Raw genomic sequence first — 14,889 nt, 5'->3', positions numbered from 1 at the left:
AATGAGCAGCTTTAAAGATATTTTTGAACGCTATCACTGGGATGAAATAAAAATAAGACTGGAGAAAGTAACTCCTTCTGATGTATTGCACAGTCTTCAGAAAAGCAACAAAACACTGGATGATTTTCTAAACCTGCTTTCTCCGGCCGCTGCTGAAAATTTGGAACTGATGGCGAAAATTACCAGAGCAGCCACTCAGAAACGTTTTGGAAAAACAATTCAGTTATATGCCCCGATGTATCTCAGTAATGAATGTCAGAATATCTGTACATACTGTGGTTTCAGCCTTGATAATCCGTTGAGACGGAAAAGGCTTTCGGATACGGAAATTATGGTGGAAGCTTCCGTTTTAAAATCAATGGAAGTGAATCATGTGCTGCTGGTAAGCGGTGAAGCCAATAAAACAGTAGGAGTCTCTTATTTCCGCAATGCTGTTCGTCTGCTCAGAGCTCATTTTGCCAATATTTCAATCGAAGTACAGCCGTTGTCGGAAAAAGAATATTCAATGCTTCATCAGGATGGGGTGCATTCTGTGTTGGTATATCAGGAAACCTATCATCAGGAGGTCTACAAAGAATACCATCCGAAAGGAAAGAAATCAAACTTTCATTTCAGACTGGAAACACCGGACAGAATCGGAAAAGCGGGAATCCATAAGGTAGGTCTTGGCGTCTTGCTAGGCCTGGAAGACTGGAGAGTGGATAGTTTTTTTAATGCGCTTCATATTGATTACTTACAGAAAACATACTGGAAGAGCCGTTTTTCAGTTTCATTTCCAAGACTTAGGCCAGCAGAAGGAATTATTGAGCCTAATTTTATCATGGAAGATAAAGACCTTCTGCAACTGATATGTGCCTACAGGATATGGAATGAAGACCTTGAAATCTCTATATCCACCCGTGAAAACGAAAAATTCAGGGATCATATTATTTCTCTGGGAGCAACAGCCATGAGTGCAGGTTCCAAAACAAATCCCGGTGGTTATGCTGTGGATAAAGAATCTCTGGAACAGTTTGAAACCAGTGACGAGCGCAGTATGGAAGAGATTAGGAAGGTTATTAAAAAGGCGGGATATGATCCTGTGATGAAAGATTGGGATCCCGTTTATAATGGTTTTATATCATCTATATGAAAAAGGAAGATGTTTTTGCACGATACAGCCGACAGATATTTATAGAAGAAATAGGATTGGACGGTCAGAAGAAAATTCAGGCCGCCAAAGTTCTGATTATAGGAGCCGGAGGTTTAGGAAGCCCTGTTATTCAGTATCTGGCTGCAGCAGGAATTGGAATGCTTGGAGTGGCAGACTTTGATGAGGTTGAGCTCCATAACCTGAACCGTCAGGTCATTCATAATGAACATACTGTTGGAATGCCGAAGACTAAAAGCGCAGCGAAGTTTGTGGAAAATCTCAATCATCAGGTTAAATGCATAGAAATTGAGGAAAAAATCAATGAATTCAATGCCGGAAAAATTCTTGATCCATACGATATTATTATTGATGGATCAGATAATTTTTCAACAAGATATCTGGTGAATGATACCTGTATACAATTAAAAAAGACTTTGGTGTATGGCAGTATTTTCGGATTTTCAGGCCAGGTTGCTGTCTTTAATCATAACGGCAGTAAAAACCTAAGGGACCTGTTTCCTGAACCTCCCTTTGATGAAGATATCCCAGATTGCGACCGTCTTGGTGTTCTGGGAGCTCTGCCAGGAATAATAGGAAGTATGATGGCCATGGAGGCTTTAAAAATTATTGCACACCTTCCGGTTAATTTAAACCAACTAACCTTGGTGGATACACTAGGCTGGCGGTTTCAGACCGTAGATTTTTAATAGGTTAAAGGATGTCGGTCGTTCTGCTTATAAAAAATCTTAAAAATAAAAAGAGGCAGTAATCATCTACTGCCTCTGTTTTATCTGTTATTGCGGGGTCTGCATTACCCCTCCGCTTTCTTCTTTTTTAGTCTGGTTTAGGATGTTCGGATCTTCTTTTGCCAGTTTGTTTTTGGTTGGAATCTTATAATTGATTGAGATTCCGAAATTTCTCGTGTCATTTTTAGAACGAATCGTTACCGGTACTCCCTGCAGTGGGCTGGAATGAGCCTGCATTACCTGAGAATTGAAGATGTCATTCGCAAACAGAGAAACCGTTAAACGCTTATCCATAAACTTCTTGGTCAAAGTAAGGTTAAGAGAGTTGTTGAATGGTTTGTCTGCCGTAAAATAGAAGTAACTTCCTTTCGGGGTTAGATAACTGTAATTGGCATTCAATGTTATTTCTTTAGGAAGAAGTAACTGGGTCATTACGTTGAAGATCCAGAACCCTTTGTTGTTCAGGTCATCAATTTCATGCTTCTGGTATCCTGCATAAAGATACATAAAGTTGATCTTGTCAGGATTGAAGTTGAATTTCATAATTTCGCTCATAGGCTTGCTGAAAATCATAAACGGAATCGGAAGACCCACATTAAAATTATGGATTCTCATATTGGAAATATTCACCTGCTGGTTATACAGGTTCTTTCCGTCCCTCATGATAAGCTGTGCTACCTGATTTTTTGCTGAACTTACACTATATCCCACAAAAGCATAGTCAAAAGCAGAAACTTTCACCTCATAGTTATCAAATATAGTCGGCTGAAGGTTCGGGTTACCGTTGATCTGAGTATTGGGGCCTCCAAACGTTGTGTTGTTCGGGTTCAGGGCTGAAATACTCGGAAGACTGATTTTTTTGTTATAATTCGCAATAACATTAACCTGGTTCATCAGACTGTACTGTACACTGGCATTCGGGAAGAATTTAAACTTATTGAAAGGAATAAGATCCGCTTCTACCAAACCTTTTTGTGAACTGTACACTCTGGTAACCCCGGAAATATCATAATTCTCGGCACGGCCTCCCAAAATGAAATCAAACTTTTTCAGCTTAGCCTGGAATTCAAGATAAGTGGATGCCGTCTGTCTTTGGTACTCCAAGTTAGTTATTCCTCTGCTTTCAGTATCGAAATCCATTTTTTCATATAAACCTCCGAAGCTTACCTTACCTCCATCCATCAGCTTGATCGGCTGAGAATAATCTACTTTTAGATTCGCAATTCTCATATCCGTGCTGTTGTTCAGGATGTTTCCGGTAAAATTATTTACTGGCTGACCGTCTGTAAAACGTTCATATCTCAGGATGTTGTCCTGGTTGAATTTATTATCAGATTTTGTAAAACCAAACTGGAAATCAAGCTTTTTCGATTTATCATCAAAACGCTTTTGGTACGTTACTACCGCCTCCTGTCTTACATTATTGGAATTTGACGCATCAAAATTGTTATTAAAAGTATAATCCTTCAGGTAATATCCATCAGGGTTGGTAATATCCGGAATTATTTTCGTGGCAAACCCGCTGCTTAGCGTGTAATTATCATTATTGTTGTGATAAATGTCATAGTTCAACAATAGTCGGTCTATCCCAAGATCAAAAGTAACCCCGGCTTTGGCAAAATAGCCGCGACTTACCCTGTCCGTATTGCTGTTCAGCAATTCGTCCTGCTGGTTGAGCATCATGTTTTCACGGTAATTCTGACCCACGTTCAACTGCCATCCGAAATACTTGTTTCTGGCATTTAAATTCACAGAATTGCTTGTTCTGCTTCTGTATTTATCATAATCCGAGAATGAATAGTTTCCGGAATAGGTAGCCGTTAAATACTTATTGGCATTTTTATTCGTGATGATATTCATGATAGCCCCTCCTGAAGTAGCAGGAAATTCTGCTCCCGGCTGTGTAATGACTTCAATTCGGTCTACGGAGTTGGCTGGCATCCCTTCAAGAAAGGAGTTCAGGTCATTAGAAGTAATATTTAAAGGCCTTCCGTTCAGATAGACATCCAGCATTTTCCCCTGATACATCATTCCTGCAATATCTGTGGAAACCAATCCCGGAAGTTTTTTTACTCCCTCAAGAACATTTCCTGTATTCAGCTGAGGCTGCTCTGAAAAATCGAAAATAGTACGGTCTGCCTTTTGTTCAACGGCTTTTTTAGTTTTGGTGATGACAACCCCTTCAATTTGCTTTTCTTTCGTGGTATTGTTCTTTTCCTGTGAATAGGCGAAAATAGAGCCCAACAGGGATAAAGTCAATATAGTTTTTTTCATAATGTTTTTTTACATCTATTCAGTTAGACGCCGGAAAATGAAATTTGTTACGAAAGAAATTTTAAAATTGAAATTTTAGTTCCTTAAAAAGATCTGTAAGAACCATAATTTTTTATGATAATGAGTAGTGAAAGAGCTATTTAAGTGAAGAAAATTCTACAAAATCATATTCTGCGGAAAACGTAAGAAGTTGTCTGAATACTGCAGCATGGCCATTACCGGCAATCACAAGGATTCTGTCTTCAGCACTGTGAGGGATATTCTGCATATTTCTGAACATTCTCAGGTTTCTGTCATACCAGTACAGAGCCAGCATATCTGCTCCATCGTACTGTCTCAGCTTGAAATCTCCGCTAAGATAAACTCCATAGCCGTATTGATGGTACTCTTTACTGTTCAGATACATAAAATTATCCAGCAGGGACTTAAAGTTTTTAGGCTCAGAAGCTTTATAGAGTGAAGTAAAACTCTGGGATATAGGATCGTCGCTTTTAAAATCATAATCCTGAAGGAGGTTTTTAAAATAAAGGGAATCTGTTTTGCCTATTTTTTCCATCATGTCATCCAGAACTGATCCTGCATCTATGCTATAAAGTTCCCCAATTTTAAGATCCTTGGCGATTCGCATAGCCAGTTGATAACGTTCATCACGCTGGTCACGGTGCTTACCTTCGTTGTATTCCTTCAATTTCTGATTGGCATTCCATTCCGGCCAGGCTTCGATAGCGATTTTAGTAGGCTTGAATTTCTTGATGTAATTGACCAGTTCAGTCACTTCTTTTGAAGTTTTCGGAGATAGTACATCCACCTGATCTTCTTTTAGGGTTTTGTGGGCATCAAGATTAGGATAATCAAAATGGAATGTACCTACTACAAGAACTTTGGTCCTTGGATTTTGAAAATAGTCTGAAGGTTTCTTCTGTGCGGTCATCAATGCAGGAAGACATAGCAGGAGTGTATAAAAAAAAGTTTTCATGGTTATTGTTTTTTTATGATTAAAAAATTTTGTTTTAAAGTTTAGTTCGCTCTGTTTTTATCCTCAAAATCAACTGTTCTGCTGTTGGATTTTACCTTTTGGTTTCCGAAACTGTAAGTAACGCTTAAAGTCAGTTTTCTGGCATCCCAGTAATTATTAAAAGATTGTACATTATCTTCATAATAAGCACTTCCTCTGTATCCCGCCTGTCTGAAAATATCATTGACAGATAGATTCATCTGAAGTTTTTTATCCATTAAGCTCATTTTAACCCCGGCATTCACGCTGGCATTGCTTTTTGAGGTTGAATTTCCTCCTTTGGACGGAAGAGACTGCCAGTAATTAAGAAAAAAGTAAAAAGTTTTCTCTTTATTCAGACGAAATGTATTGTTGGTGGAATAATAAAATGACTGCCCGTTCATAACCACAGCATTGAATTTGGTGATCTGTGTATCGCTGTAGCTGTATGAGGCGGATAGACTGCTTTCCCACATTTTGAAAAACGTATCGGTATAATTAAGGTTGATTCCGTAATTGTTCTGATTATAATAGTTTTCATACGTGCTGGTCATATAAATTCCGTCAGGAAAAGTGATCTGGTCAAAATTACTGGTAGATCTCTGGTAATACAGATTAGCAGACCACTTATTCTTAAAAATATAATTGAATTCTATATTATCATTGAAGGCAGGCAGTAGACTTGGATTTCCTGCATAATAACTGTAAGGATTGGAGTACCATCTGAACGGATCCAGGGCCCGGAAACCAGGACGGTTGATTCTTCTGGAATAATTCAGACTGAACTGGTTATTTTCATTGGCTTTATAGGAAATATAGGCTGATGGGAATAGTTTTCCATATTTATTTTCAGATCGTGACAGTGTGGTTGGTGAATATCCGTTCGTTTCGGTATATTCATACCGGAAACCCAGCTTTGCAGACCATTTTTCGCCAAAATCCTTGCTCGCACTGATGTATGCTGCATAATTTTTTTCATCATAATCAAAAAGATTACTTCTCTCCGGATCTATGATATAGTCACTTCCGGTCAGGTTAAAATAGCCGATGTCTGAACGGTTGGAAAACTGGCTGTACTTTAGTCCGGTTTCCATCTGAATTTTTTTTAAGTTTAAAGCAAGATCTGCCTGTCCCGAATAAATTTTATAATCAACAGATGAAAGGTTTCTTACAATCTTCTCCGCCGAATCCGAAAGATCAGTCGTTATAAAATTAACATTGTTTTCCGGTAAATTTCCATAATAATTGGCTCCTATACTTAGCTTATGTTCTCCCAATTTCTGATCAAAATATAAATTAAGCATCTGGGATTTTGAGGTTGAACGATGTTTAGAATTGGTATTGGTTCTCAGGATAACAGCATCCCCGTTAAAATAATTCTGAAAAGAAGCAATATCCATATTAGAATGTCCACGGGCAATGTCGTAAATCAGACCTAAATTTGATTTTTCAGTCACTGCATAATCAAGGTTGATATTGGCTCCCAGGCCGTCATTCATGTCCCGCCTGTCATCCTGGCTCACAGATGAACGGGTGCTGCTCACAGTATAGTTTTCTACAGAACGCTTGTCTTCATCGTAGCCACGGAGTTTTAATGAAGCTTTTAGTTTTTTATTCTGATAATTCAGGCTTGTACTTCCTCCAAAACCTGCATAGGTAGCCTGTTTGTAGTACGAATTCAGAAAGCCGCTCCATCCCAGGTTCTGGTTTTTCTTCAGAACGATATTGATGATTCCGCTGTTTCCCTGAGCGTCATACTTAGCCGGAGGAGTGGTGATCACTTCAATTTTGGCAATATTCTCAGAACGAAGGTTTTTCAGATAATTCATCAGCTCTGTTCCTGAAAGATTCAGCATACGGTCATTGACCATTACAGAAACACCGCTTTTCCCTATAATAGAAAGAAGTCCTTTGTCTTCATCAACTTTTAGCAGAGGTGTGTTGGCCAGAACCTCTGTTCCGGAGCTCCCTTGTGAGACCATTGAGTTCTGAACATCATACACAAGGCGGTCTACCTTCCGTTCTATAATTTTTTTCTTTCCCTCCAGAGATATAGATTCAATGATTTTCACTTTTACAGTATCGCCCGTCGTTTGGGCAGAGAAAAACATACTGCATAATGCTGAAGTGAGAATGGTTATTTTTTTCATGTTTATTTCTATAATAATAGCCGATATTGGGCTTGTATTATTTTTTGTAAAGCTATCAGGAAAAAACTGAGTGGGCAACAGCAATTAGATGAAACGGTTATTTTTTGACGACAAATAAGTTTTATCGGAAATTTTACAGGGTTCATCGAAAATTTGTAGGGTTTGTCTGGTGTAACTTTTATTTTTATGCGATGAAAAAGAAACAGCTTTTATCCCTGCATATTTTCTATTGGTGCCTCTATTTCATCAAAGAAGTGCTCGAATTTAATTTTAGTATGAAAGAACTGAGTAAACTATATCTTGTTTTTTCTGTTACTTTTTTCATCACCAGTTTTTGCTGTTTCTACATTAATTACTTTTGGGTCGTTCCGAAATTTTTTGATCTGAATAAATTCTATAAAATCATTATCGGGTATTTTATAAGTGTTTTCTGTTTTGTCATTATACGGTATTCTGTGGAGGAGACGCTCTTGCCTGCTTTATTTGGAATAAGAAATTATGCAGAAGGAACCGGACTTGCCTTTTACTTCTATGATAATATCTATTTCAGCTTTATTACCATTTTTGTGAGTACGGTTCTATGTATTTTTAAGTTGTATTCTGCGATGGAAACTGAAAAGAATAGACTCATGACCGAAAAGAAAGACGCAGAACTTCAGGCACTGAAAACGCAGATCAATCCGCATTTTATTTTTAATTCCCTGAATAATATTTACTCTTTGGTATATCAAAATTCTGAAAAGGCGCTTCCTGCGATAGAAGAGCTGAGCCGCTTACTGAGGTACAGTACAAAAGACCTTGAAAAGCCTTTGATCCGGTTGGAAAAAGAAATAGGTTATATTGAAAGCCTGATCGCTCTGGAAAGTTTAAGAATTAAAAACCCGGAACTGCTTGTCATTGAAAAGAATATTAATAATCCGGATCAGGGAATCTCTCCCATGCTGTTGGTTCCGTTTGTAGAAAATGCTTTTAAACATGGTGATTTCAGAGATAAAGGTTTTGAACTTAAAATATCTGATAAAAAAGGATCGCTGCATTTTTATCTTCATAATTTTAAGAACAACAGATCTAAAGATGATTTTTCAGGAATTGGTATTGAAAATGTCAGGAAAAGGCTTGAAATTTTATATCCTGCTCACCAGTTGTCTATTCGTGAAAATGAATCTGAATTTGTTGTAGATTTGAAAATAACTTTTCCGCATGAAAACCATTAAATGTATTATTGTTGATGATGAACCGCTGGCTATCTCGCTGCTGGAAAATTACGTGCGGAAAGTTCCCTTTTTAGAACTGGTCTTCTCCGCAGAAAACCCCATTACAGCGTTGGAATATATCCGGACTAATAATTGTGATCTTATCTTTCTGGATATTCAGATGCCGGAACTTACAGGAATCAACTTTATGAAAATCGTAGGAGATTCACACAAGTATATTTTAACGACTGCTTATTCTGAATATGCATTGGAAGGCTATGAACATCATGTGGTAGATTATCTTCTGAAGCCGATTTCTTTTGATAGATTTTATAAAAGCGTGGAAAAAGCCCGGGAGCGTTTTTCTTTTCATGAAAATAAAAGAGAGTCATATTTCTTTGTTAAATCTTCAGGGCAGCAGCACCGGATCAATTATAATGACATCCTTTATATTGAAAGCATCAAAGATTACGTAAATATCCGTACAACAGATCAGGAATATATTGTTCTGGATACCCTGAAATCTCTGGAGAACCAGCTTTCAGACGATTTTATACGGATTCATAAATCTTTTATCATCAATCTGGATAAAATCAAAAATATAGGCCTTAAGAAAGTGATATTGGAATCTGAACAGGAAGTTCCGATTGGGGAGAGCTATAGAGCAAATCTGTTAAATAAGCTAAAATAAGTAAGCTATTCAAACCTATAAGATTTGGATGTTTTTTTTATCAAAAATCTGCTTAATCTGCAACATCAGTGAGAGGTTAAAAAAGACTATTATACAGGGTTCGGTTAAATTCTTTTTGAAAGACATAAAATAAAAAGACAGCTTCCTCAGAAACTGCCTTTTTTATGATTAATCAATCTAACAATTAATTCTTATTATTTCTCTTGTTGTTTAATCAGGTTCAATGCAGAACCAGCCTTGAACCAATCAATTTGTTGATCGTTGTAGGTGTGGTTGGCCATGATAATGTCTTTAGTTCCGTCTTTATGAATGAATTCTAAAGTTAATTGTTTTCCTGGAGCAAACTGGTCAAGGTCTAAGAAGTTCACTGTGTCATCTTCCTGAATTTTATCGTAATCAGCTTCATTAGCGAAAGTAATTCCAAGCATCCCTTGTTTTTTAAGGTTGGTTTCGTGGATTCTCGCAAATGATTTTACCAATACCGCTTTTACTCCAAGGTGTCTCGGCTCCATGGCAGCATGCTCTCTTGAAGAACCTTCACCATAATTTTGGTCTCCCACAACAATGGTCGGCACGCCTGCTGCTTTGTAAGCTCTTTGTACAGCCGGAACTTCACCGTATTCACCGGTTAGCTCATTTTTAACCTTATTGGTTTCCATATTGTAAGCGTTTACTGCTCCAATCAACATGTTGTTTGAAATATTGTCTAAATGACCTCTGTATTTCAACCATGGTCCAGCCATAGAAATATGATCAGTTGTACATTTTCCGAAAGCTTTGATCAGTACTTTTGCGCCTTCAATATTTTTACCGTCCCAAGCAGGGAACTCTTCTAATAACTGAAGCCTGTCGGAAGTAGGACTTACATTCACAACAACGCTGGAACCATCTGCCGATGGAGCCTGATAACCGTTGTCATCTACTGCAAAACCTCTTGCAGGAAGTTCAGAGCCTTTAGGCTCATCCAGTTTTACCTGTTCGCCGGCTTCGTTCGTTAGAGTATCTGTAATTGGGTTGAAGTCTAGTCTTCCTGAGATTGCTACAGCAGCTACCATTTCCGGAGAGGCTACGAAAGCATGAGTGTTCGGGTTTCCATCAGCTCTTTTTGCAAAGTTTCTGTTGAAAGAGTGAATAATAGAGTTTTTCTCTCCTTTTTCAGCGCCTTCTCTGTCCCATTGACCGATACATGGTCCGCAGGCATTGGTAAAGATTCTGGCGTTCTCAAATTTTCTGAAAGAATTAAGGAATCCGTCTCTTTCTGCTGTGAATTTTACCTGTTCAGAACCTGGATTGATCCCTAAGATTGCTTTTGGCTTAACCCCTTTAGATACGGCATCTTCCACAATAGAAGCAGCTCTTGATAAATCTTCATATGAAGAGTTGGTACATGAGCCTATAAGTGCCCATTCAACCTCAAGCGGCCATCCGTTTGCTTCAGCCTTCGCTCTGAATTCAGCAACTGGAGTTGCTAAGTCCGGAGTAAAAGGTCCATTTAAATGTGGAGTAAGCTCAGAAAGGTTGATTTCAATTAATTGATCAAAATACTGTTCAGGATTGGCATAAACCTCAGAGTCACCAGTTAAGTGTTCTGCAATTTTATCAGCAGCATCTACTACATCTTGTCTTCCTGTTGCAGCCAGGTATCTTCTCATAGAGTCATCATACCCGAAAGTGGAAGTAGTGGCACCAATTTCGGCACCCATATTACAGATTGTACCTTTACCTGTTGCTGAAAGAGATTGGGCTCCTTCACCAAAGTATTCTACGATACATCCTGTACCTCCTTTTACGGTAAGAATTCCTGCTACTTTCAGAATAACATCTTTAGCGGAAGTCCATCCATTCATTTTTCCGGTTAATTTAACCCCGATAAGTTTAGGCATTTTAAGCTCCCAGGCCATTCCGGCCATTACGTCTACTGCATCAGCACCTCCTACACCAATAGCGACCATTCCTAGTCCTCCGGCGTTTACCGTATGGGAGTCTGTACCAATCATCATCCCTCCCGGGAATGCATAATTTTCAAGGACAACCTGGTGAATGATACCTGCTCCCGGTTTCCAGAACCCGATTCCGTATTTATCACATACAGAACTTAAGAAGTTAAATACCTCGGAATTTTTGTTGATACCTTCCTGTAAATCTTTATCTGCCCCTACTTTCGCCTGGATCAGGTGATCGGCGTGTGCTGTTGAAGGAACGGCAACTTTAGCTTTTCCGGCCTGCATGAACTGTAAAAGCGCCATTTGCGCTGTTGCATCCTGCATGGCTACTCTGTCCGGTGCAAAATCCACATAAGAGTTTCCTCTTTCATATGCTTGTTTAGCATTCCCCTCCCAAAGGTGGGTGTAAAGAATTTTTTCTGAAAGGGTAAGAGGTTTTCCTACGATTTGTCTTGCTATAGCAATTCTCTCAGGGTAACGCTCGTACACTTTTTTGATCATATCAATATCAAAAGTCATATCTTATTTTAGTTTTGTTTTTTTTATTAATGAATATTTTCTTTTTCAGCGATTGAAAAAGAAAAATCAATTTTTTATACATCAAAAAACGTTCCTATAATCCAGAAACAGGGGGTATTTTGATTCTAAAATCAATAGATTTTATAATTTTCAATTTAAGAAAAAATAGAATTTATTTTCTGGATTTTATTGAAAAAAAAACGTAACTATCTTAAAATAGAAACATTCTAAACAAAAAATTGAAAGATTTTAAGTCCGGGAGGACTAAAATCTTTCAATTATATTATTTTAAATCGTCTTGCGACTTAAGTATTAATCAAATTAGTGAGCGCTTGTACTTGTTAATTCCTTAATGGAAGGTACGAAAGTAGTAAGGTCAATACCTTCTACAGCAGCTTTATATTCATCAATGCTTGGAATTCTTCCAATGATGGCAGAAAGCACAACTACCGGAGTTGAAGCCAATAAAGATTCTCCTTTTTTGCGTTCAGAATCTTCAACCACTCTTCCCTGGAAAAGACGGGTAGAAGTAGCTAAAACGGTATCTCCTTTCGCTGCTTTTTCCTGGTTACCCATACAAAGGTTACATCCCGGACGCTCAAGGTACATTACATTTTCGTATTCTGTACGGGCCTCCCCTTTTGGAGCATTGTCATTAAATTCAAAACCTGAATATTTCTCTAATAATTCCCAGTCTCCTTCAGCTTTTAACTCGTCAATGATGTTGTAAGTAGGAGCTGCCACTACAAGAGGTGCGTTAAATTCTACTTTCCCTTGTTGTTTTTCAAGGTTTCTCAACATCTGGGAAACAATCTTAAGGTCACCTTTGTGAACCATACAAGATCCTACGAAACCAAGGTCTACTTTTTTCTCTCCACCGTAGTAAGAAAGATCTCTGATCGTATCATGGGTATATCTCTTGGAAACATCTTCGTTGTTTACATCCGGGTCAGCAATCATTGGTTCAACAATCACATCAAGATCTACAACAACTTCAGCATAATATTTAGCGTTGGAATCCGGAGTCAGTGCTGGTTTTTCACCTGATCTGATCTCTTCAATTCTCTTATTTGCTTTATCAATTAATCCCTGAAGAACTTTGTTGTGGTTATCCATTCCTTTGTCGATCATGATCTGGATTCTGCCTTTGGCAATTTCCAATGATTCGATTAGGGTATTGTCTTCAGAAATGTTGATAGATGCTTTCGCTTTCATTTCAGCAGTCCAGTCTGTAAAGGTGAAGGCCTGGTCAGCAGGAAGTGTTCCGATGTGAACTTCAATAATTCTTCCCTGGAATACGTTTTCTCCTCCAAACTGCTTCAACATCTGAGCCTGAGTAGCATGTACCACATCACGGAAGTCCATGTGAGGTTTCATTTCACCTTTGAACGTTACTTTTACAGATTCAGGAATTGGCATAGAAGCCTCACCTGTAGCTAATGCAAGAGCAACCGTTCCAGAGTCGGCTCCGAAAGCCACTCCTTTAGACATTCTTGTGTGAGAGTCTCCTCCGATGATAATTGCCCACTCATCTACGGTAATATCGTTAAGAACTTTGTGAATTACGTCAGTCATTGCGTGGTATTCACCTTTCGGGTCACGGGCTGTAATCAATCCGAAATCGTTCATAAATTTCATCAGCTTAGGAATGTTAGCCTGAGCTTTTTTATCCCAAACAGAAGCGGTATGGCATCCTGATTGGTATGCACCGTCAACAATTGGAGAAATGACAGTTGCAGCCATTGATTCCAGTTCCTGAGAAGTCATAAGACCTGTCGTATCCTGTGAGCCAACAATGTTTACCTGTACACGAACATCAGAACCGGCATGTAATACTTTTCCTGGCGTTGTACCTACGGCATTTCTGTTAAAGATTTTTTCAACAGCTGTAAGGCCTTGTCCTTCATGAGAAATCTCTTTGGACGGAGCAAAAACAGTGGGTGCTTCAATACCTAAAACCTGAGCGGCAAATGTTTGTAATTTTTTACCAAATACAATAGCGTATGAACCTCCGGCTTTGATGAATTCCATTTTCTGAGGAGTTAATGCCTTAGAAATGTCAATCAGCTCCTGATCACCGTTATATAATTTTTTCTCTTTTATATTGATGGTAAGAACAGTTCCTGTAGCTACTGAATAAGCTTCTTCAAGAATGACTTCTCCAGCTTCGTTGCGGACAGGGTTTCCGTTTTCGTCTGTTTTCTTTACCCAGTTTTTAAGATCGATACCGATACCTCCGGTAACATCAACGGTAGTAAGGAAGATAGGAGAAATACCGTTTGTTCCTCCAACAATCGGAGCAATATTTACGAATGGTACATATGGGCTGGCTTGTTTACCTGTCCAAAGAGCCACGTTGTTTACCCCTGACATTCTGGATGAACCTACTCCCATGGTTCCTTTTTCAGCGATAAGCATCACGCTTGCATCAGGATGCTGTGCCTGTAAAGCCTTGATTTCTTCCTGCGCCTGAGGCGTAATCATACATTTACCATGAAGTTCACGGTCTGATCTTGAGTGAGCCTGGTTACCCGGAGAAAGTAAGTCTGTTGAAATATCCCCTTCGCCAGCAATAAAAGTAACCACTTTAATTTCGTCAGCTACTTCAGGAAGTTTTGTGAAGAATTCAGCCTGTGCATAGCTTTCAAGAATTTCTTTTGCGATTTCGTTACCGCTGTTGTATGCCTCTTTAAGACGGTTGGTATCGGCTTCGTAAAGGAAGACCTGAGTTTTAAGAACTTCTGCAGCTTGTTTAGCAATGACAGCATCATCACCTAAAGCTAAGTCTAATAATACTTCAATGGATTTACCTCCTTTCATATGAGATAATAATTCAAATGCGAAAGCAGGAGATATTTCTTCTACTATGGATTCACCAAGAATGATTTCTTTTAAAAACTTAGCTTTTACGCCTGCTGCACTTGTCGTTCCCGGTAGGGTGTTATAGATGAAAAATTTAAGAGAATCTGCCCTGTATTCATTGTCTGAATCTTTAATCTGTGCAATGATTTCGCTTAGTAATTCAGCACCGTCAATCGGTTTTGGATGAAGCCCCTGGTTTTTTCTTTCCTCAATCTCTTTGATGTAATCCTTATACATATTCATAATAGAAGTTCTTTCATTGTAAAGGCAGGTGTCTTAAAAAAGCAGCTGTTGATGCTGTCTTTCTTCTTTACCGGCTGGGTTTATAACATTTTGATCTTTTTCGCATTCCAAGTCGCGATATTAACCGGTATAAAAGCTAGTG

The 14,889-nt window shown here is 38.6% G+C and carries 9 protein-coding genes; 4 read left to right on the top strand and 5 right to left on the bottom strand.

Annotation, left to right across the window (positions count from 1 at the left end; genetic code table 11):
• The first annotated feature begins 1 nt into the window (after position 1).
• Positions 2–1,132: a 2-iminoacetate synthase ThiH gene (gene thiH / locus FW768_RS13855; protein ID WP_153396332.1), complete on the top strand. Its 1,131-nt coding sequence runs from the start codon at positions 2–4 to the stop codon at positions 1,130–1,132.
• Complete coding sequence (locus FW768_RS13850; protein WP_153396330.1) at positions 1,129–1,839, top strand: HesA/MoeB/ThiF family protein; 711 nt, start codon at positions 1,129–1,131, stop codon at positions 1,837–1,839. The genes thiH and FW768_RS13850 overlap by 4 nt, the downstream gene beginning before the upstream one ends.
• An 87-nt stretch (positions 1,840–1,926) precedes the next feature.
• Here FW768_RS13850 and FW768_RS13845 read toward each other — a convergent pair whose 3' ends face one another.
• The 3 genes from FW768_RS13845 to FW768_RS13835 form a co-directional block, all read right to left on the bottom strand.
• Positions 1,927–4,152, bottom strand: coding sequence for an outer membrane beta-barrel family protein (locus FW768_RS13845; protein ID WP_153396328.1), 2,226 nt, complete (start codon positions 4,150–4,152; stop codon positions 1,927–1,929).
• Positions 4,153–4,288: 136 nt separating this feature from the next.
• Positions 4,289–5,128 (bottom strand): DUF5694 domain-containing protein, encoded by an 840-nt coding sequence (locus FW768_RS13840; RefSeq protein ID WP_153396326.1) that lies wholly within the window; start codon positions 5,126–5,128, stop codon positions 4,289–4,291.
• 41 nt (positions 5,129–5,169) lie between these two features.
• Positions 5,170–7,296, bottom strand: coding sequence for an outer membrane beta-barrel family protein (locus tag FW768_RS13835; RefSeq protein ID WP_153396324.1), 2,127 nt, complete (start codon positions 7,294–7,296; stop codon positions 5,170–5,172).
• A gap of 191 nt (positions 7,297–7,487) precedes the next feature.
• Here FW768_RS13835 and FW768_RS13830 point away from each other — a divergent pair, with 191 nt between their 5' ends.
• On the top strand, positions 7,488–8,510 hold the full coding sequence (locus FW768_RS13830) for a sensor histidine kinase (RefSeq protein ID WP_153396322.1): 1,023 nt from the start codon (positions 7,488–7,490) through the stop codon (positions 8,508–8,510).
• A complete protein-coding gene (locus FW768_RS13825; protein ID WP_153396320.1) occupies positions 8,497–9,180 on the top strand; it encodes a LytR/AlgR family response regulator transcription factor in 684 nt (227 codons plus the stop codon). Before FW768_RS13830 ends, FW768_RS13825 begins: the two co-directional genes overlap by 14 nt.
• 194 nt (positions 9,181–9,374) lie before the next feature.
• Here FW768_RS13825 and FW768_RS13820 read toward each other — a convergent pair whose 3' ends face one another.
• Both FW768_RS13820 and FW768_RS13815 read right to left on the bottom strand, forming a co-directional pair.
• Positions 9,375–11,642, bottom strand: coding sequence for an aconitate hydratase (locus FW768_RS13820; protein ID WP_153396318.1), 2,268 nt, complete (start codon positions 11,640–11,642; stop codon positions 9,375–9,377).
• 321 nt (positions 11,643–11,963) lie between these two features.
• Positions 11,964–14,747 (bottom strand): bifunctional aconitate hydratase 2/2-methylisocitrate dehydratase, encoded by a 2,784-nt coding sequence (locus tag FW768_RS13815; protein ID WP_153396316.1) that lies wholly within the window; start codon positions 14,745–14,747, stop codon positions 11,964–11,966.
• Positions 14,748–14,889 lie beyond the last annotated feature (142 nt).

This window comes from Chryseobacterium vaccae (assembly GCF_009602705.1).
Lineage (GTDB): Bacteria > Bacteroidota > Bacteroidia > Flavobacteriales > Weeksellaceae > Chryseobacterium > Chryseobacterium vaccae.
Note: the sequence above shows the minus strand (reverse complement) of the source record. Positions and strands in the feature narration are given on the sequence as shown.

Coding starts and splice junctions, on each gene's coding strand:
- FW768_RS13850 (WP_153396330.1), top strand. CDS start 1,129: ATGAAAAAGGAAGATGTTTTTGCACGATACAGCCGACAGATATTTATA.
- FW768_RS13820 (WP_153396318.1), bottom strand. CDS start 11,642: ATGACTTTTGATATTGATATGATCAAAAAAGTGTACGAGCGTTACCCT.
- FW768_RS13845 (WP_153396328.1), bottom strand. CDS start 4,152: ATGAAAAAAACTATATTGACTTTATCCCTGTTGGGCTCTATTTTCGCC.
- FW768_RS13815 (WP_153396316.1), bottom strand. CDS start 14,747: ATGAATATGTATAAGGATTACATCAAAGAGATTGAGGAAAGAAAAAAC.
- FW768_RS13840 (WP_153396326.1), bottom strand. CDS start 5,128: ATGAAAACTTTTTTTTATACACTCCTGCTATGTCTTCCTGCATTGATG.
- FW768_RS13825 (WP_153396320.1), top strand. CDS start 8,497: ATGAAAACCATTAAATGTATTATTGTTGATGATGAACCGCTGGCTATC.
- FW768_RS13835 (WP_153396324.1), bottom strand. CDS start 7,296: ATGAAAAAAATAACCATTCTCACTTCAGCATTATGCAGTATGTTTTTC.
- FW768_RS13830 (WP_153396322.1), top strand. CDS start 7,488: ATGAAAAAGAAACAGCTTTTATCCCTGCATATTTTCTATTGGTGCCTC.
- thiH (WP_153396332.1), top strand. CDS start 2: ATGAGCAGCTTTAAAGATATTTTTGAACGCTATCACTGGGATGAAATA.